General features: G+C 37.1%; 21 protein-coding genes and 1 pseudogene. 5 read left to right on the forward strand and 17 right to left on the reverse strand.

The window, feature by feature from the left end; genetic code table 11:
- Positions 1-2 precede the first annotated feature (2 nt).
- The 9 genes from WKH56_RS27495 to WKH56_RS27535 form a co-directional block, all read right to left on the reverse strand.
- A complete protein-coding gene (locus WKH56_RS27495) occupies positions 3-1,214 on the reverse strand; it encodes an MFS transporter (RefSeq protein WP_310884291.1) in 1,212 nt (403 codons plus the stop codon).
- 103 nt (positions 1,215-1,317) lie between these two features.
- Positions 1,318-2,226 (reverse strand): UTP--glucose-1-phosphate uridylyltransferase GalU, encoded by a 909-nt coding sequence (gene galU, locus WKH56_RS27500; protein ID WP_063246895.1) that lies wholly within the window; start codon positions 2,224-2,226, stop codon positions 1,318-1,320.
- A gap of 44 nt (positions 2,227-2,270) precedes the next feature.
- Positions 2,271-3,473, reverse strand: a complete 1,203-nt coding sequence (locus WKH56_RS27505; RefSeq protein ID WP_310884290.1) for a macrolide family glycosyltransferase — start codon at positions 3,471-3,473, stop codon at positions 2,271-2,273.
- 287 nt (positions 3,474-3,760) lie between these two features.
- The gene (locus WKH56_RS27510; protein ID WP_230683538.1) at positions 3,761-5,266 is read right to left on the reverse strand and encodes a LysM peptidoglycan-binding domain-containing protein; all 1,506 of its coding nucleotides are present in this window, start codon (positions 5,264-5,266) and stop codon (positions 3,761-3,763) included.
- Between the two features lie 157 nt (positions 5,267-5,423).
- The gene (locus tag WKH56_RS27515) at positions 5,424-5,645 is read right to left on the reverse strand and encodes a spore germination protein (protein ID WP_028413997.1); all 222 of its coding nucleotides are present in this window, start codon (positions 5,643-5,645) and stop codon (positions 5,424-5,426) included.
- An 84-nt stretch (positions 5,646-5,729) separates the two neighbouring features.
- Positions 5,730-6,584, reverse strand: coding sequence for a DUF1206 domain-containing protein (locus WKH56_RS27520; protein WP_048018518.1), 855 nt, complete (start codon positions 6,582-6,584; stop codon positions 5,730-5,732).
- A 35-nt stretch (positions 6,585-6,619) separates the two neighbouring features.
- Positions 6,620-8,122, reverse strand: coding sequence for a cardiolipin synthase (cls, locus tag WKH56_RS27525; RefSeq protein WP_033578467.1), 1,503 nt, complete (start codon positions 8,120-8,122; stop codon positions 6,620-6,622).
- A gap of 260 nt (positions 8,123-8,382) precedes the next feature.
- A complete protein-coding gene (locus WKH56_RS27530) occupies positions 8,383-8,937 on the reverse strand; it encodes a hypothetical protein (protein ID WP_063246894.1) in 555 nt (184 codons plus the stop codon).
- Positions 8,938-9,094: 157 nt separating this feature from the next.
- Positions 9,095-9,490, reverse strand: coding sequence for a ribosomal maturation YjgA family protein (locus WKH56_RS27535; RefSeq protein WP_063246893.1), 396 nt, complete (start codon positions 9,488-9,490; stop codon positions 9,095-9,097).
- Positions 9,491-9,709: 219 nt separating this feature from the next.
- Here WKH56_RS27535 and desA point away from each other — a divergent pair, with 219 nt between their 5' ends.
- From desA to WKH56_RS27550, 3 genes are all read left to right on the forward strand, one after another.
- Positions 9,710-10,753, forward strand: a complete 1,044-nt coding sequence (desA, locus tag WKH56_RS27540) for a Delta(5) desaturase DesA (RefSeq protein WP_310884289.1) — start codon at positions 9,710-9,712, stop codon at positions 10,751-10,753.
- 112 nt (positions 10,754-10,865) lie between these two features.
- Positions 10,866-12,008, forward strand: coding sequence for a sensor histidine kinase (locus tag WKH56_RS27545; protein WP_063246891.1), 1,143 nt, complete (start codon positions 10,866-10,868; stop codon positions 12,006-12,008).
- The gene (locus WKH56_RS27550) at positions 12,005-12,607 is read left to right on the forward strand and encodes a response regulator transcription factor (protein ID WP_013056197.1); all 603 of its coding nucleotides are present in this window, start codon (positions 12,005-12,007) and stop codon (positions 12,605-12,607) included. The genes WKH56_RS27545 and WKH56_RS27550 overlap by 4 nt, the downstream gene beginning before the upstream one ends.
- 33 nt (positions 12,608-12,640) lie before the next feature.
- Here the strand turns inward: WKH56_RS27550 and WKH56_RS27555 are convergent, their stop codons facing one another.
- The 3 genes from WKH56_RS27555 to WKH56_RS27565 all read right to left on the reverse strand — a co-directional run bounded on the left by WKH56_RS27555 (position 12,641) and on the right by WKH56_RS27565 (position 13,822).
- Entirely contained in the window at positions 12,641-13,165 is a 525-nt protein-coding gene (locus WKH56_RS27555) for a cupin domain-containing protein (protein ID WP_310884288.1), read from the reverse strand.
- A gap of 127 nt (positions 13,166-13,292) precedes the next feature.
- On the reverse strand, positions 13,293-13,475 hold the full coding sequence (locus WKH56_RS27560) for a hypothetical protein (protein ID WP_047751346.1): 183 nt from the start codon (positions 13,473-13,475) through the stop codon (positions 13,293-13,295).
- A 29-nt stretch (positions 13,476-13,504) separates the two neighbouring features.
- Positions 13,505-13,822 (reverse strand): hypothetical protein, encoded by a 318-nt coding sequence (locus WKH56_RS27565; protein ID WP_028414006.1) that lies wholly within the window; start codon positions 13,820-13,822, stop codon positions 13,505-13,507.
- 493 nt (positions 13,823-14,315) lie between these two features.
- Here WKH56_RS27565 and WKH56_RS27570 point away from each other — a divergent pair, with 493 nt between their 5' ends.
- The gene (locus WKH56_RS27570) at positions 14,316-14,867 is read left to right on the forward strand and encodes a TVP38/TMEM64 family protein (protein ID WP_310884287.1); all 552 of its coding nucleotides are present in this window, start codon (positions 14,316-14,318) and stop codon (positions 14,865-14,867) included.
- An 88-nt stretch (positions 14,868-14,955) separates the two neighbouring features.
- The gene (locus WKH56_RS27575) at positions 14,956-15,258 is read left to right on the forward strand and encodes a hypothetical protein (RefSeq protein ID WP_063246888.1); all 303 of its coding nucleotides are present in this window, start codon (positions 14,956-14,958) and stop codon (positions 15,256-15,258) included.
- A 15-nt stretch (positions 15,259-15,273) separates the two neighbouring features.
- On the opposite strand, the gene WKH56_RS27580 is transcribed toward WKH56_RS27575, so the two are convergent.
- From WKH56_RS27580 to WKH56_RS27600, 5 genes and pseudogenes are all read right to left on the reverse strand, one after another.
- Positions 15,274-16,137 (reverse strand): putative bifunctional diguanylate cyclase/phosphodiesterase, encoded by an 864-nt coding sequence (locus tag WKH56_RS27580; protein ID WP_342837092.1) that lies wholly within the window; start codon positions 16,135-16,137, stop codon positions 15,274-15,276.
- Positions 16,114-16,455, reverse strand: a pseudogene (locus WKH56_RS27585) (diguanylate cyclase domain-containing protein); the annotation flags it as partial. The pseudogene WKH56_RS27585 and the gene WKH56_RS27580, both read right to left, overlap by 24 nt.
- Before the next feature lie 12 nt (positions 16,456-16,467).
- Positions 16,468-18,042 (reverse strand): MHYT domain-containing protein, encoded by a 1,575-nt coding sequence (locus WKH56_RS27590; protein WP_342837061.1) that lies wholly within the window; start codon positions 18,040-18,042, stop codon positions 16,468-16,470.
- Positions 18,043-18,128: 86 nt separating this feature from the next.
- Positions 18,129-18,656, reverse strand: a complete 528-nt coding sequence (locus WKH56_RS27595; RefSeq protein ID WP_028414016.1) for a GNAT family N-acetyltransferase — start codon at positions 18,654-18,656, stop codon at positions 18,129-18,131.
- Between the two features lie 109 nt (positions 18,657-18,765).
- A complete protein-coding gene (locus WKH56_RS27600; protein ID WP_013056190.1) occupies positions 18,766-19,317 on the reverse strand; it encodes a hypothetical protein in 552 nt (183 codons plus the stop codon).
- Positions 19,318-19,572 lie beyond the last annotated feature (255 nt).

Raw genomic sequence — 19,572 nt, forward strand, 5'->3', positions numbered from 1 at the left:
TTTCAGCTCACTTCCTCAGCTGATTTTTGCTTCATCAATAGAAACATTACACCTGAAACAACCGCAAAAACAGCTAAAATGTAAAAAGTAGAAGGCAACGGAATCACGCTAACTAGTGACCCCATAGCTAAGCTGCTGACAACTGCTGAAGTTTGTATAGCTGTCATATATGCCGTCGTGGCTAGTCCAATTTGACGCGGGGCCAGTGACTGAGCATACACCATGCCAACTCCCATTGTAGCGGATAGAATGAAAGCATAAAATACTTGAAGCGCAATCAATCCACTCAGCGGTAAATGAAGGCTTGTTAAAACAAAATAAAGCACTTGGCAAGCTATGCCGATAACAAAGAAGCGTTTGACTCCGATTTTATCAGAAAAATAGCCTCCTAACGGCATAAATATTAGTTCAAAAACAGACGTAACGGTAAAAAGAATTCCTACAATCGAAACGGATTGCTTTAACGTATCCGTTATATACAGCGGCAAATACATAGAACGTCCGGAATCACCCGCAAAAATGAAAAGAGCTGCTACGAATACAGCTATTAATACAGAAGGTATACCAGCTGGCGCTTTTGAAGATGCATGTGCTGAAGGTTGAGGCATACTGTCTTCTTTAAGCGCAAAAAGAACCCACACTAAAGTTGCCAGCGATAACAACCCTGATAGTAAAAATAAAAGAGTATACCCTCCGTGGTCAATGATTAAAGCTCCGAGCATCGGTCCAAAAATATAGCCTTGTGAAAATGCCATTCGCACAGTACCGGTAATCGTACCTGCCTGCAATTTACTTTCTTCCTTTTTAATAATAAAATCATTCAGCAGAGCAAAGAAAAAAGAAAACGCATTAAACCCTCCTATAGCAAGTAAAATGAGTGCTATTGTATAAGAATGCGTAAACGCTAAGGGAACTCTTGAAATGGTTCCAATCAGTAATGCCCAAATAATAAATGGCTTTCGTTTTCCCCATTTGTCTGATAAAGAAGCCAAATAAAACGAGACGATTAAACCAAGAATGCTCATTGGGACAAATAAAAATCCTGCTTGAAACGAAGTGGCGTGCAATGTATTTGTTGCCCAAACCGTTAAATAAGGCATAAAGCCGCCAACAGACAACCCAATAATAAATAATGAAATAAAAATCGTTCGAAAATCCCGGTCTGTAAATACAATCTTTATGCCTGATACAAACGAATTTTCTGCTTTCGACATAAACTCATTTCAACCCTTTCTATCCAGCTGTCAAACGTTCCATTTTCGCAAAAAAACGCACCTTTCTTCAAGAAACAGTAGAAGAAAGGTGTGTAAATGAAGGTTATTTTCCAATTTGTACAGCAATTTTTTCTTTTTGTTCTTCCTTGTTAATCAGCTCTTTGAATTTAGTTAAAAGAGGTGCTTTTAATTCTTCATCTTTTAACGCAAAAGCAAGGGTCGTAAAAATAAAATCTAATTTTTCCCCTGCATCATAACGTTCGCCTTCGAATTCGTAAGCATAAATAGAACGGTCTATATTCATACGCTGAATAGCATCCGTTAGCTGAATCTCCCCACCTTTTCCAGCTTCCTGCGTTTCAAGATAATCAAAAATGTCAGGTGTAAATACATAGCGTCCAATAATTCCTAAATTAGACGGAGCTTCTTCGACTGATGGTTTTTCTACAAAACCATTCACTTCGTATAATCGGTTTTTATTTGCTTTTGGATCTATAATCCCGTAACGATGAACGGCTTCTTCCTCTACGCGCTGCACGCCGATAACCGACGATCCCGTTTGGGTATACTGGTCAATCAGCTGTTTTAAACAAGGCTGATCTGGGTCTGTTAAGTCATCTCCAAGTAAAACTGCAAACGGTTCGTTTCCAATAAATTGTCGAGCACAGCCAATCGCATGGCCAAGGCCCCTCATTTCTTTTTGACGAACGTAATGAATATTCGCTAGTTCAGAGATATGCTCCATTTCCTCTAATAGTTCGGTCTTTCCTTTTTGATGAAGCAAGTGTTCTAATTGAATATTATGGTCAAAATGATTTTCAATCGCTTGTTTTCCGTTTCCTGTAACAATTAAAATATCTTCGATGCCTGATTTTAAGGCTTCTTCCACAATAAATTGAATGACGGGCTTATTTACAATTGGAAGCATTTCTTTTGGGATAGATTTTGTAACGGGTAAAAAACGAGTACCTAACCCTGCTGCTGGTATAACTGCTTTTTTTATAGTCTGCATATGATTTACTCCTCTCTGTTAGTTATCTAGCTGTCTTACATCTATTACGCTTTAACAGGCACCATCTTGAAAATTTCTTTCACACCTTGCTTGTATCCTCCCGCTGAGCGAAGTGATTCTCCGATTTGTTGTGCATGCTGTTTATATGTGTGAGTAGTTAAAACGTCGTTAACTGTATTTTTGATGAGCTCAGCAGATACATTATTTTTATCTAATTTCACGCCTGCTCCTAACTCCTGCACGCGATCGCCCACCATAAATTGATCCACTGCCATTGGAATAATGACAAGCGGTGTATCGTAGTATAATCCTTCACTGCTGCTGTTCATTCCGCCGTGAGTAATAAATAAATCCGCACGTTTTAAAATTTCTAGCTGCGGTACGTATTGTTTTACAACGAAGTTTTCTGGAATGTGTGCTAATTCTTCAGGTTTTGTATTTTTACCAATAGATAAAATAACTTTACCCTCAAAATCTTTTAATGCTTCTATACATAAGTTATAGATTTCTAGCTGCTGATTAAAAATAGTTCCCATAGAAACAAAAATAATTTTTTCATTTTCATTTTGTAAGTAAGAAGGATCTTCAATATCTAATCTTTTAACAATTGAAGGACCAATAAACTTGTACTCACTCGTAAATTCAGATACGTGCGGCTGAAAGAATTCTGACGTAAATATTAACGTAATATCCCCTGGATTTGACATAATGTCCATGGAGTCTTTTAACTCCGTATTATATTGGCTGTTGAACTTATTTAATGATTTTTCGAATTGAGGATAAAAGGAAGATTGGTCAGGTTCTGTTTGACCACTTGGCATCATACAAGTTGCTAACTCCTTATTTAACGCAAACGTCGTACATAGAGAAACCTTTGGAAGCTGAAGAAGGTCGGCCACAGCGGAACCTGCTAAAAGGTGATAATCATAAAGTACATAATCATATGTTTCATGTTTCGTTTCACTCATAATTTTAGTAATAATATTTTCAGATTCATTTAAAAACAAATTCATTATTTCATAGCGGTCATAAGACTCTTCTTTGGTCATACGGTTGCTCATATCAAGACTTGGACGAAAATCTTCGTATTCACGAAATTCCGCTCCTGCTTTTCGGATTTTTTCAGCATAGTCTTCAATGCCGTAATAGACGACCTTCTCCCCTTGAGCCATTAATTCTTTTACAATTCCTAAAGAAGGGTTCACATGTCCTTCACCTGGAAAGCCTATTACTAATACATTTCCCATAACATCCATTCCTTTCAATTAGTTAATAATTAAATCACTTAATTATTCATTTGGTGAATTTATTGTATAGAAACTGAATTTACTATAAATTATCTTTATCGTAAAGTCATTAAGCGTTTTCAACTAAAAAAAGGTTAAATAGGCTCATTTTGGAATATAGTTATAAATTAACTCAAGAAAAACAAATATTGTAAAATTTATCTTGTTTGTAAATAGATGTATGCGCTTCAATATGATGAAAATAAAAAACACACCTAGCTACATTAAGCATAAGGTGTGTTTTTTATTTAGAAGTTATATAACTCCCATATATCTGATGTTTCTGAACCAATATACCAAGCTGCCGCCCCGCCTAAATGATAGTCATTAATTAATTTAACCCGGCGCTGCATAGATGCTTTGTCTTCGAGCCATATTTGATGCTTCGTACCATTTTCGGTGTATTCTACATAGTACTGAGAGGCTTGGCTGTCCCATTTTTTAGTTAACTTTTTAGAAGAGATAATTGCTTCGGCTTCTTTCATCGTTAAGTCTTTTGTGACAACTTTTTTGGTAGATAGATCCGTTTTCCATTCTCGCGTATAAAAAGGAACTCCCAGCAGGATTTTGTGTGCAGGTACATCTTTCATAAGAAGTTCTGTTCCTTCTTTCACCCAAGGCAGCGAAGCCACAGACCCTGGAACCTGACTTCCTCCCCAGTGTTCTTCATAACCCATCATAATGACGTAATCTGCCACTTGACCAATCTGTTTTCGATCAAAGCTTCCTGACCAAAACGGATCATTATTCTCTCGTGTTACGTCTACTGAAACGGTCATACCATGAGGCTTTAACGCTGCTTTTAATTCTTTAATAAATAAAACAAAATCTTGTTTGTTTTTGATATTAATATTTTCAAAGTCAACGTTAATACCGTCACTGTTTGTTTTCACAAGCGAACTTTCGACTGACGATACAAGCTTTTGCCGCTTTGCTTTATTGCCTAGGACGTCACTTGTCAGCACATCATCGAAATTGTTACCGATGAGCGGCCAGACTTTTTTGCCGTTTTTGTGAGCCGTTTGAACATACGATGGATTTATAGAAGATGAAACAACTTTGTCACTCCGCGTTAGCGTAAACCAGCGTGGTGAAACAACGTCTAAGTTCTTTTGTTTCATCGATTCTGCATAGCCTGCTGTTTTTTCATTAAAGCTCCAGCCCATAACTACTGGCTGATGCTTCTTTTGTGCTAAATCAGATTTTTTGATCCAGCCCTTTTTCCCTTCCAAAAGCTGTACTTGTACATAGTAATCAGGAATAATAAGCATTTGTCCAGGCTTAATATTTGTTGATGATAGCTGATTTAACTTTGTTAATTCAGTCGCTTTTACACCGTACTTTACAGAGATTTTCCAAAGCGTATCTCCTGATACTACTTTATGTAACAAGCCTTTTGGTGGTATTTTCAGCGTTTGCCCCGGAGTTAGCTCCGTCGTTTTTAGCTGATTTTGCTTTATTAGCTCGCTGACTGTTACACCATATTGTTTAGCTAGTAGCCATAGTGTATTTCCTGGCACTACTTTATGGGTGATAACTTGAGCTGCATCTCCCGCTTCAGATGAAATAGCAGGAAATTCTTCTCCTTTTTTCACTGTCTGAACAACCGAAGAATGCAAAGATGGAGAACGATACACATTTACATTATCACCTTTGACAGTGCCTACTGAAGAAGCAGCGTCTCCTTTACTTATTGGGGCAAATCCTCCACTGAAAAGACAGAGAATAAGTAGGCTCATACATATTTTCTTCATTTGATAATCTCGCCTCCCCACTTTTTGACATCACCTGTCTAGTTTACTACTCCTATAAGATAGAATCCTAGAGGTACATTGTGGTAAAGAAACGTTTGGGTATACGTCAAACTCAAATAAAAAAGCTTACCGTCCGATGACGATAAGCTTTCGTTTCTTATGCATTTCCCACTACATTTTGATCGTTAATATCCATATCAATTGTATTGGCGGTACTGGCACTGCTTGTAATATTCATAAAGTTTCCTGTGTTCCCGCTACCAGAACCGACTGTTGTAAAAGCTGTACTCTTTGGCTTAATAGCCAGACAATCACCAAACTCCACTGAAGATGAAACCAATACATTCGAGATATTTACGGCTCCTACTACCGATGGCATCTGCCTCTCCTCCTGTTCACTATCTATCTGCTATATGATATGAGCAGAAGGCTAAAAAGTAGCTTTTTCATCTTTTAAATTTTATTAAGGATCAATTCGTTTATACCTTGATTCTGCAAACATATATACTCCGTATGCCATAAGCCCGATTGATACGATAGCCAGCAGTACAGACCCAAAAGGACGCTGCGCTACTTCAGCAAGGGCTCCATCTAACCCTTTCGTTTCGTCTGGATCCGCTTGAAGAGCCGTGCGAATAAGAAAGAAGCCAATAATCCCAAAGACGATACTTCGAGCAATAATACCCGCTTTTCCAATATGCCCGCTCCATCGCCACTCTTCTTTTGACATTTCGTTTTTCTTTAGTTTTTTTAGGAAGCGTCCTGAAAGAGCCCAATATACTTGTCCAATCCCAAAGATAATAACGCCGATACCTGTAAGCGCAATGATGGTTTGCCCAAAGGGATAAGATAACAGCTTGGCTGATACCGTTTGATAATGCTTACCTGACGTATGAACGTGAGCATGAAGCAAAATTTTTACCGAACTCACACAAAGACTAATATAAAACGTGGCTACAACTAAATAGCCTAAACGAGTAAAAGCGCCTTTTACACCATGCCCAACGTGGTGAGGGTCAAAAATAGCAGAAATGATTTGCCAAAACGCATATCCACTTAAACCTACTGCCAAAACGATTAAAATTAAAAATCCAAACGGCTGCTTTGCAATTGTGTGTAGGGCCCCTTGAGAAGTAACTAAATCGCCTTTTAATCCGAAAGCTGTCTGGATCGCTAATATACCGATGACAAAATAGACCACACCTTGAGCTACATGACCAAACCGTGAAAAACGCACGACAAACGGCTTAGTGCGTTCTTTTAAGCGATGTAACTTTCGACCAAACGTATCTTTTTTAACAAATGGAGATTCACCCATACGTTTCCTCCTGCTTTTTGAAAACAAACTTTATTTTATAAAACACCTGAAAATAAGCGAGCAAATGACTCTTTCGAACGTTCTACTAAGCTTCGCTTGTAAAATGCTACTGGTTTGATCAAATGACTGTCTTCCATATCTTCTTCGTAATTTTTAATGAGCGTTTGAATCGTCTCTCCCTCAATTAAAAATGCATTCACTTCAAAGTTTAGATGAAAACTTCTCATATCCATATTTGCGGTACCGACCGAAGCCATATCTCCGTCGATAATCACAATTTTTTGATGCAAAAATCCTTTTCTATACGAATATACTTCAATTCCACATCGAAGAAGTTCGGCAAAATATGATCTTGTTCCATATTGAGTCAGAAAGCCATCATTAATTTCCGGCACCATAATTCGTACTTCTACACCTTTTCTAGCCGCAATACGAAGAGCAGTTCTTATAGCTTCGTTTGGAACAAAATAGGGGGTAGAAATCCAAATTGACTTCGTCGCGCTTGTAATCATTGTATAATAATAGTCGCTCATATTTTCCTGCGTATCTGGCCCTGTCGCCACTACCTGAACGAACCCTTCTCCTTCAACACGATGAGGTTTTGTATACGCTTCATTATGAATTAAGCATTCTCCAGAAACGTATTCCCAGTCAAACATAAAAATTGAGTGCAGCGTTTGAACAGATTCACCTCTTAACATCAGGTGGGTATCTCGCCAAAAACCGATTTTTTTATTTTTCCCTAAGTACTCATCTCCTACATTTAGTCCTCCTACAAAACCTACTTCCCCATCAATTACAACTATTTTACGGTGGTTTCGAAAGTTAAATTTTTGATTAAAAAATCCATACTTAATAGGTAAGAAAGGATGCACTTTAACATTCGCTTTCTTCATTCGCTTAATATCTGAACCCGATAATGTAAAGCTTCCCATTGTATCAAACGTAAAGCGCACTTCTACACCTTCGCTTGCTTTTTTAATTAAAATATCAATGATTTCTTTTCCTAACGAATCTGAGTGAAACATGTAGTATTCCATATGAATAAAATGTTTGGCTGACTGCAAATGCTTTTTGATTTCGTTAAACGTTTCTTGCCCATTCTTAAGGACGTAGGTTTTTGTATGAACATTCATCTTTGTCAAAGATACACATTGAAGATACTGAGCAAAGTAACGCTGATGAGATTGAAGCGTTGATAGATCAGGCGTCGTTTCTTTATCTGCCATCTTTCTAAGCATCTCTCGGTTATGCATACGCTTTTTTTTGAACATATGCCCCTTTAAATAGAGCTGTCCTGAATACAAATAAAAGAAAAAGCCTGCAACAGGGAAGAAAAAGAGGACATACATCCAAACCAACGTACTTTCAGGCGTTCGATTTTCAAGCATAAGTGAATACATACAAATGAAAATGATGACACCATATAATCCAACTAAGGCATACTTCCAATGAATATCAATAGAGGTAAAAAAGAAAGCATAAATTGAAAGTAAAATAATAAATAAAAAAATAAAGTCCAACCGGCGTTTTTTCATAAAAGCTCTCCTAAAAACAAACTGTATTGTATCACTTGCCTACCTTTCATATGAGGTAGTATATGGAATACACAGAATTCTTATCATGCATGCTACATAAAATGTACATATATTTGCACAAAAAGCAGTTTAGCCGCTTAAGCAACTAAACTGAACTACCTCAGACAAGCATCATTCATATACCTATACCCTGGATGGTAAAACAAAAAACCTCCTTACAGGGAGGTTTTTTCACTGGCTTTTCAAGCATCGATGCCTTTTTATGAGTTAGTATAACCAGACTCTTTTTCTTTTTTAGGCCAAACGAAATTAGAAAGAGATAATAAGAAATCAATTCCTACAATAACTGTCCAAACTTCCACTACATTTTGCAGCACATTAGTTTTTCCATTTGGTACTATATACATCATCGCCGCTAAAAGAGCTGCCCCAATAGCGTAAGCAACAAGATGCTGTATCCATGATTTAAAATAATGCTTTGCATATTCTATTCCATAGCGCCTACGAGGTTTTTCTCCGCTTTTCATCACATAATATTGAAAGCGTTCGTCTGCCCATTGAATCATACTTTTTCCAAAAGCAATCGAAATTCCAATATACACGGCTGCAATAGCGTGAGCATAAGTCGCTGTAGCACCTCCGTAAAGGTCTATGCTCGTCACAATCAGAAGAAAAAAATCAACAACAGGTGTTAAAGCTAAAATAAAAAAACTGAGCTTTTGTTTTTTAAACATATACCTTGTTGCTAATCCTAAAATGATGACTATCCAAAAAGCGATTTCACATGCAATAATCATCCAGGCTATTAAATTCAAATAATCCCCTCTCTTCCTCTCGTTCAACGAATAGATAATAGGTTTTAAATAAAAAATTTTATGCATAAGTTTATTTTTATGTATATACATCCTGCTTCATAACCCTACGGCTTATTCCATCCTCAGCTGAGTTCTAAGATCCATTGAAACGTATTTGCTAGGCGGGTCTTTTAAATCGATATCTATAATACTCCCAGCTCATTCCTACCGCGACTCCAATCGAATAGGCTAGTATATCGCTCCATAAGAAGCCATACCCCAAAATGAGCCCTCCTAGCGCAGTCTTTCTTATGTCATCAATCCACGGAGCGTGATACAGCTGTGTAAATTCAATGAAGTAACAAAACACTATAGCAAACATACCAATCATTTTTGTCTTCCATGTAGGAAACAAAAAACCCGCACTGACAAAAATCATTAAGGCCCATAACGAATCTCCCGCATATATATTTATGATGTGAGGAAGATGCGCAGTAAGTTTTCTTGATAAGAGGCCTGCTCCCATGATCACAATAGCTAGAAGCAGATATACCCATCTATTTCTTTTATTCATTTCAAACTCCTTTTTCTTAAATGCTCCGTCACAATAAGCCTTCACTGTATAATTTTATCAGAACCGCAAACTGTTAAATACCTCTTTTTTTCATTTTTTACAGCTTCCCCCTATGTATATATGACAAGTGTCATAGTTTCTATATGACACGTATGTCTTAAATAGTCAGAAAAATCCCTTTATACTGAGGATAATATACGGTGATGAAAGGAATTTCATATGACTATACAAAAACAAAAGAATTTACGAAAACAAGTTGCACCCTTTGAAAAAGCAGTAATGAAAGACAGCATAAGACAATTGATTAATACTTTTTTACCTTTTTTCACACTATGGTTTCTCGCTTATGAGAGCCTTTCAATTTCTTATTTGTTAGCATTTCCGCTAACTGTTATCGCAGCAGGGTTTTTAGTAAGAATATTCATTATTTTTCATGACTGTTGTCACTACTCTTTCTTTAAGAGTAGACAACACAATAAAATTCTCGGAACAATTACCGGTGTGTTAACGATGTTTCCTTACAGTCAATGGGGACATAGCCATGCCATTCACCATGCAACAAGCAGCAACTTAGATAAAAGAGGTACGGGTGACATTTGGGTGTTAACCGTAACGGAATATAAAGAAGCGTCTATTTGGAAAAAAATCGCTTACCGTATCTATCGCAACCCGTTCGTTATGTTCGGCGTGGGACCTATATATGTATTTTTGATTACAAACCGATTCAATCGAAAAAATGCGAAGAAAAAAGAGAGAATGAACACGTATCTTACAAATGTATTGATTGTTGCATTAGCAGCAGCGACCTGCTGGTTGGTAGGTTGGCAGGCGTTTGTATTAATTCAAGGACCGATTTTCTTCATTTCAGGTTCAATTGGAATTTGGCTGTTTTATGTACAGCATCAGTTTGAAGATTCTTATTTTGAAGAAGATGAGCACTGGGATTATGTAAAAGCAGCCGTTGAAGGAAGTTCATTTTACAAGCTTCCAAAACTTTTGCAATGGCTAACAGGCAATATCGGGTTTCACCACGTACATCATTTAAGCCCAAGAGTGCCCAACTATAAGCTTGAAGCTGTTCATCAACACACACAGCCTCTTCAAAATGTACCAACCATTACACTCGCAACAAGCCTTCGCTCTCTTCGATTCCGTTTATGGGATGAAGAAAACAAAATGTTTGTGAGCTTTAAAGAAATAAAAAAACGCTCAGCTGCACCAAAAGCAAGCAGAATTTCTTCTCAAACAAAAGCAGAACTTTAATAAAACAGTCAAGCTTTCAAAAGCTTGACTGTTTTATCTATTCGCCTAAACTTATTTCATTTTACTTTGTGGTAAACTAATAGTGTATTTTAACAAACAAATGAGGTTCTTTATGAAAAAATATACGTTTTTCCAAAAAATCACTGGGCTATCTCCTTACATATGGACGGTATTTGCCATTTTACCATTTTATTTTATCTTACAGTCTTCATCCATGAATCACATTATTCTTGGCTCTTTACTAACCATCTTATTTTTTATTTTCTATCGTTTTGCATTTGTTTCAACAGACAAGTCCGTTTACGTATGGACGGCTTTATTAATCGTCATTTCCTTAGCCCTAACAACGATTTTTAATTATATTTACTTTGCCTTTTACTTCGCTTTTTTTATCGCTTATTTTATTGGAAATATCCAAAAACGGCTCGCTTTCTTCACTTTGTATGCTGTTCATTTGATCAGCACCGTTATTTCGGTAAACTTTAACGTTGTTATGCAAGAAGAGATCTTTTTAAAACAGCTGCCTTTCATTTTTGTAATTTCCATTAGTGTAATTGTACTGCCATTTAGCATTTATAACCGGAAGAAGCGAGACCGGCTGGAAGAACAGCTGGAAGATGCAAATAAACGTATTTCTGAGCTTGTAAAACAGGAAGAGCGCCAGCGTATAGCTCGCGACCTGCACGATACGCTAGGACAAAAGCTGTCTCTTATTGGTCTAAAAAGTGATTTAGCAAGAAAACTTATTGCAAAAGATCCTGAAAAAGCAAAATCTGAATTAAAAGATGTCCAGCAAACAGCGCGCACGGCTCTTAATGAAGTGAGAAAAATGGTTTCTCAAATGCGTGGAATTCGCCTTAGCGAAGAACTAAAACGCGTTCAAGAGCTTTTAGAAGCTGCCGAAATTACGTTTGTAGGAGAAAAGGATGTTTCATTAGAGAATGTGTCTTTGCTAATTGAAAATATTCTGAGCATGTGCTTAAAAGAAGCCGTAACCAATGTGGTCAAACATAGTCAAGCCACCGTTTGCACGATTACTTTACATCAGTCTGCAAAAGAAGTAGGCATAACGGTAGAAGACAATGGAGTGGGTATTAATACGAAAAAAAACTGCTGGGAAGGAAACGGACTTTTAGGAATGAAAGAGCGGTTGGAGTTTGTAAACGGCCATCTTGATATCTCCAGTCAAGGGGGGACGATTATTCATATTACAGTTCCAAACATCGTCAAACATATTAAGGAGGAACAATTATGATTCGAATTGTCATTGCCGAAGATCAGCAAATGATGTTAGGAGCTTTAGGCTCTTTGTTAAATTTAGAAGATGACATGGAAGTTGTCGGAAAAGCTTCAAATGGGGAACAAGCGGTATCACTTGCTAAGCAGCACCAGCCAGACATATGCGTAATGGACATCGAGATGCCACTTAAAACTGGGCTTGAAGCTGCAGAGGAACTAAAAGATTTAAACTGTAAAGTCATCATTTTAACAACGTTCGCTCGCTCTGGCTATTTTCAAAGAGCTTTGAAAGCAGGCGTAAGTGGCTACTTGCTAAAAGATAGTCCGAGTGAAGAACTCGCAAATTCAATTCGAAGCGTGATGGCAGGCAGACGCCTCTATGCTCCAGAATTAGTGGATGACTTATATAGTGAATCTACCAGTCCTCTTACTGCTAGAGAGAAAGAAGTATTAGCTCTAGTAGCTGATGGAAAAAACACAAAGGAAATTGCTGACGAACTATCTATTAAGACCGGAACAGTGCGCAACTATATTTCTACCATTCTGGACAAACTCGAAGTAAAGAACCGCATTGAAGCCATTACTCGCTTTAAGGAAAAAGGATGGTTCAAATGAAAAAAGCATGCATCAAACCGAGATGCATGCTTTTTAATCATTTGGCAATTTATCGTACCCTAATTTGTCGATGATCACGACATGCTCGGGGAATTCATCAAGCAGCTGCTGTTTTGCGAATAATTCAAAGTCACGGAAATCAAAGCCTGGTGCGACCATACATCCTACCAGGGAAAACGTATTCTCATTTGCGACAGAGGAACCGAAAATGGTATCTCTTGGAACTAAAAATTGAGGAACTTCTCCATTTTCTAAGTTTGTACCTAGTTTTACTTCTTGATAGGTTCCGTCGCGGTAGATAATATGAATGGTTAAAGAACTTCCCCCATGATAGTACCATAATTCATCTGATTGCAGCCGGTGGAAATGCGATACATCGTGAGACCTTAATAAAAAGTAAATACTCGTATATAGAAATCGTTTGTCATCAAACTGAGATGACACTTCTTTATCAGAAATTTCATCATTAGAACGATAGGTTTGTTTATAAAACCCTCCTTCTGGATGAGGCTGCAGCTCAAGCTTTGAAATCCAATATTCCCAATTATGTAAATCCATTACGTTCCTTCCCTTCCTTTTTTCTTTTATCATTAACTACATCATAGTAAATCATTCTTTCTAACACAACAAACGGCTTCATTATTCCATTAGGAAAATGAAGCCGCTTACCACCGGTATCTTATCATTACATCCTACCCTTTCTGTTAGCACGGCTATATCTATACCTGCTAGAATGGCAGCGATGAAATAAATACGTCATATACAAATCTAACTGAAATCGATCTCCCTCAATGAAACATTGAAACGGCTGTTCTTTATCTTGATAAATTTCCGCAGATGAACGCTGCTTAAACGGGACAATATTCATCTCTTTTCCCCCTCAGACAGATGTGCTTTTTAGTGTAAATGCTGATGACAAACGTAATATTTTTTGATAAAAGTGAGGGCAGCCTGTGCATCTTGAATGCCAAGCTTTTTACAAACGCCCGCTAACATGAGCAGTTTGTACATAACCAGCTTTTGATTATTGGTTGCCAGTACGTAATAAACAATCGTATTAGCAACTGCCCGCGGTAATCTTATTTTTTTCAACTCATATAACGCAGCAGACGAAGACATGCCTGCTTCGTTTAAAATTTGCTCGGTTGTGTACGTCTCCAAATAGCGAGCAAGCTTTCTTTCTTTATTGTTAAATATACCTTTAGAATCGTTCATTTTCTCTCCCTCTGTTATTTTAATAATCCATTAAACGCTGCATTAATTAGCCATAATGCGATAGCTCCCCCTGATAAATAAGTGCTGAGATAGAATATTAGCTCCATATACCTCCCTCCCATTTCTATCTTACCCCTTCATTTCTCTAGCTGCAGTGATATTCATCACAGTAAAAAGTGTATTGTTGAGCTGCCGAATAGCTCCGCAAAAGAGCTCGTGAGAAAGGTCTCACGAGCTGCTTAGTTAGCATTTTTATTTTCGGATAATGCGTTTAAAAATCATAATAATTAATAATACAACCACAATAACAAGCAAAAATTTCAACATGAGTTGTCCATCCCTTCAAATCAGTAAATCGTCTTTCATTAGTAAGTAGTTACCCTGTTTCGTTTTTTATAAACTGCTGACTGCTTATTTCATGCCAAAAATTATATAATAGTAGAAAATGAGCTTAAATTAGCCCTACATATAAAACATAAACGGGAGTATAACCATGACTGACTATCTTCAAACATTTCTGCTTGAACATTTAGAAGCAGCAGAGCTTATTAGTGTTCTCTTGAACATCCTTATTAGCATTACGGGCGTATTTCCAAGCGGGCCCCTTACGTTCGTAAACGTAAAATTATTTGGTTTTTGGAATGGATTTTTACTTTCTTTTATTGGAGAAGTTTTAGGTGTAGCTCTCTCTTTTTGGCTGTACCGAAAAGGTTTCCGTACACTTGTTCATACCAAAACACCTTCTCACTCCAAGTGGCTAAAGCTGCTGCGCGTACAAGGGAAAGAGAGTTTTATATTCATTCTTTCTTTGCGATTACTTCCCTTTGTTCCATCAGGCCTCATTACATTCTTCAGTGCTGTAGGAAAAGGCTCCTTTGCGGTATTCATTTCTGCTAGCGCACTTGGAAAAATTCCAGCGCTTTTTATTGAAGTTTATTCGATTTATCATATTTCACAAGGATCTATGCAAGGAAAAATCATCTTAGTAGTTTTATCCATTATTTTACTTTTTTATATAAGTAAAAAATGGAAGAAAAAAGCTTAACAGACTATAAAAAGGGAAGACTATCTAAAAATAAGTAAAAACATTATCCTATGTAACTGTAATAAGATAACGTATTGGAGATGGTCCATTGATTTTCCTTTTGGTTTCTGCAAGTATTATTGTTCCTATTATCATGCTTTTTTTCTCACTAAAGTGGAAAGGAGCAGAACTAGTTTTTAATACGCTAGCCCTTCTTTCAGCGCTAGTATTTGGAAATATAGCCGCTGCTTCTATCTATCGTATCTTAAAAAATCATACTGTTTTTATGACGAGCATTCATGCAATCTTTTTAAATTCAGCTTTTTTATTAACCGGTGCATACCTTGGAATCTATGTATTGTATAAACTGTTAGCTCTGACCTTACATGTAAAAAGCCGTTCTTTTAAATAAGAACGGCTTTTTACATTAATGAACAAATTCCATTTTTTCTTCAATTTTATGAAATTTCTCATAAAATTCCTGCGCTGAAATCGGTTTGGAGAAATAGTATCCCTGCACTTCATCACATTTTTCTTTATGAAGAAGTTCTACTTGTTCAACTTCTTCTACACCTTCTGCTACGACGGATAGCTGCAAACTTTTGGCTAGTGTAATAATGGCTCTGACAATCGATACTTCCGTTGTATTAGGATCTAAATCTTTAATAAAAGACCGGTCAATTTTCAGCGTATGAATAGGCAGCTTCTGAATATAGCTGAATGAGGAATATCCTGAACCAAAATCATCAATCGAAATAAATACTCCTGCATCTTTTAAAATTTGTAGCTTTTCGATTGTTTGCTCAACATGCTTCATCGTTACACTTTCCGTAATTTCAAGTTCCAAATATCGTGGTTCTAACTCTACTTCACGCAAGACATCTAACACATAATCAACAAAATCCGTTGTACCAAAATCCACGCTTGATATGTTCACACTCATTTTTAAGGGAGGAAGTCCTTTCAGCTGCCAATACTTATTTTGATGGCACGCTTTTTTTAATACCCATTTCGTCAATGTAACAATAACGCCTGTTTCTTCAGCAATTGGAATAAATTCTGCGGGAGAAATAACGCCCATCTCGGCGTGAGTCCACCGGATCAAAGCCTCCACTCCAGCAATATGGCCACTTTGAATATTGACTTTGGGCTGATAGTGAAGCTCCATTTCACCCAGCTCAAAAGCCTTGCGTAAACCATCTTCAATTCTCATTCTTCGCGTAGTATGAACCTGCATTTCTTTTTGATAAAACAGATAATGATTACGCCCTTGTTTTTTGACTTCGTACATCGCTAAATCAGCATGGCGAACTAGCACTTCAAGCGAACTTCCATCTTTAGGAAATAAACTAACTCCAATGCTTACCCCTAAATAAACATCTCTCGACAGCACTACAAAAGGAGTGGATAAGCAGTCATTTAATGATTGACAGATTTTTCTTACTTCTTCATCCGTCCTATCATGCAGTAAAACTAAAAACTCATCTCCTCCAAAACGCGAAAGAACATCTTGGTTTCTTAGGCAACTCTTCATTCGATCGACCACCTGAAGCATAAGCTGATCTCCAGCATGATGACCAAGCGTGTCATTTACCTGTTTGAAACGATCGAGGTCTAAGAATCAGAAATGAAGCTTTTTTCTTGAAGCAGCTGCTGAATCAATGGATTTCTCTACAATGTTTGAAAACATACTTCGATTTGGTAAATCTGTTAGCATATCGTGAAAAGCCATATATTGAAGCGATTCTTGAGCTTTTTTCTGCTCCGTTACATCTCTAGTTACTGTCTGAAAAAGCGTCTCTCCATTAATTTGAATGAGCGTAGATTTCACTTCTAAAAAGAGTTCCTTACCTAACGCATTAAACATTTTCAACTGAGCTAATGGAGGTCTTGGCTCATCTTTTCTATCTCTTACTGCCTTCAATCCTTTTTTAATATCAGGAACTTGTTCAGATGAAAAGAAATCATATAACGATTTCCCAACGAGCTGGTCTTCGGTTACTCCTAAAAGCTGAATCATAGCATCATTCACGGACACGACCTCTTCTTCTCGATGGACCATAATTGCCAATGGAGAGGAGTAAAACAAGTTTTCATAACGATTTTTTGCTTCAATCAACGTTTTTTCCGCTTCACGCTCTTGCGTCATATTGCGTATATACAGCATATACTCAACCGTCTCTTCAATCGCTACCGCCATCACCGTTATCTCAACCGTAACTTCTCTATTACTTATCAAAAGGGAGTGCTCAGTCCGTCCGTCTTGTAGAGAAGAAAATTTATAGAAGGGCAGCAGCTTAACAACATCACTCCCGATTACATCTGATGCTTTAAGAGAGAAAAGCGTTTCTGCTGCATAATTGAGCGATAAAACATGTCTTTTTTCATCAATCACCAAAATAGCATCCAGGGCAGATTCAAAAAAAGCCCATTTTAAAACTTCTTGTTTTTGTACGCGTCGATCCATAAAAATGGTTAAAAACACAGCCGTAAATAGGCAGACAACAAAAAAAATAATAACGGCGGATAAATATAGTGGATTTAAAGCAAAACCGTTTGATTGTTCAGGCATTGGCATTCCTGAAAAAGAAGCTGCCTGCATACCCGTATAGTGCATACCAGCAATAGCAATGCCCATAATAGTAGAACAAATAAGCTTAGCAAAAACGGTAAGCTTCCCTTCATTTAGCTTTGAGTAAAAACCAAGCCACAAAGCTGTATTAGAAGCAGCAACAGCAATAAGAATAGAGAGAAAAACGACAAATGGATCATATGAAATCATAATGGGCTCCATTGCCATCATGCCGGAATAATGCATAAAAACAATTCCAGCTCCCATAAAGCTCCCCGCAATGGTGAGTGCCTTCATGCTTTTCTTTTGTTTGTGAATGAGGTAAAGGCCTATATAACATCCTGTTATCGCTCCCAAGATTGAGAGAAGAACAAACCATAAATTGTATGAAACATCTACGGGCAAGTGAAAAGCAAGCATGGCAATAAAATGCATGGACCAAATGCCTACTCCCAATGTAAATGCCCCGCTGATTAACCAAAACTGAATAAATTTTGCCCGGGAAATTTTCACACGATTAGCTAACCCAAAAGAAGCGTACGCCGCAGTAATAGCGATAAGGAAAGAAAGTGTAACGAGTAACTCATTGTACGTCCCTTCTAGTAAATGTGTATGATGATTCATTCATGACCTTCCTTCAATTCGTTCTTTTCTTTGTTATCGGTTAAGGCCTAAAAATATTTACTATTTCAAAAGAACTTCTGTTGGATTTACTTCTTACTTTTTGAGCGTCCTGACAATATCGCGCTCACTTTTTCTTTATTGACGGTGTATAAACACGTACAATCATCTGACTTATACGCCTCTTTTAATTGAAACGAGAATTTTTTTAAAAGCGTAATTGAATCTTTATTATTAGGATCGACCTTTGCTTCAATCTCCCGTATATGAAACTCTTCAAAAGCTTTTTCTAGCAAAAGGCAGAGCGCTTCTGTCATGAGGCCTTTTTTCCAAAAAGGTCTGCCTAAATCATACCCAATCTCTGCTTGCTTTTTACCATAATCAATACGGTTTAGACCGCAGGTTCCAATGATCTCATCGGAAGTCTTTAATCGAATAGCATAGCGTATTGCTTTTCCTTCTTTCGTCAAACTTTGAAGAAGTGCAATCATGCTTTCCGCTTGATAAAGCGTCGTAAAGGGCTCAATATTCATATATCTCGTAACCTCTTCATCCGACCAATATGCAAAAACTTTAGAAGCATCTTTTTCTTGAAGAGGAGATAAATATACCCTCATCTATGTTCTCCCTCCTTTTGATGGATGATGGAGCAAGACATTTTCATCTGCGCCTCTTTCACATCTTAAAAAATCTCACATGGTGCACGGAACATGTGAGATTTGACATTTAACTATTTTTTGATTGTGCATCGCGCAGCTGCGTATATAAACGATTAATTGCTACAGTCATTGACTGTTCATAGGAATGATGATCATAATAAACCGCTATATTTTTTAACATTTCATATGTTTGATGATCAAGCTGCACCTCAAGCGTAATTTTTTCGTCAATTGTTGCTGTTTGCAAATGATGAGGCAAGTCCTCTTTTGTAGACACTTGCTCTGCAATATGAATTGCTTCTTCTACTGTTTCAATTCGGCCGTACTGATGCACCCATCTTCTGCCCATTTCAATCGTATCTTTTACAAACTGACGATTGGTAATGGTATCTTTAATATTAAATTGATGATCCGCCACATATACAGATTGATACAAGATTACACTGATCACTTCGTCTTTTAAATTTAATTTTCTCAGCTCATCAATTAAATCCGCTATATATTTAGGTAAAGGACTAAATGTCCCTCGCACTTCCTTAATTAAATCCATGGCAATGGATTCAGTTGAATTGCGTTTAAATGCTTTTATAATATCTATCATTACATGTTCGTTTGCCATACATACACCACCATTTATGAATCGAATAATTTCATGCTCCTTGCTAATTGGCATAGACATTCACTATTCGTTTAAAATATATACTATTATTCTATTATATAAAAAATATGAATAAGTTGGTATAGGATGAATGATTTATCATTATTTTTTCATAAAATTTTATGAAAAAGAACATGTTTATCTATTACTAGCACAAATCCAGCACTGCAAACAACGGTCTCGCCAAAATCTGAGAAGACAAGCATTTATTATTAG

This window comes from Priestia sp. SB1, assembly GCF_038898415.1.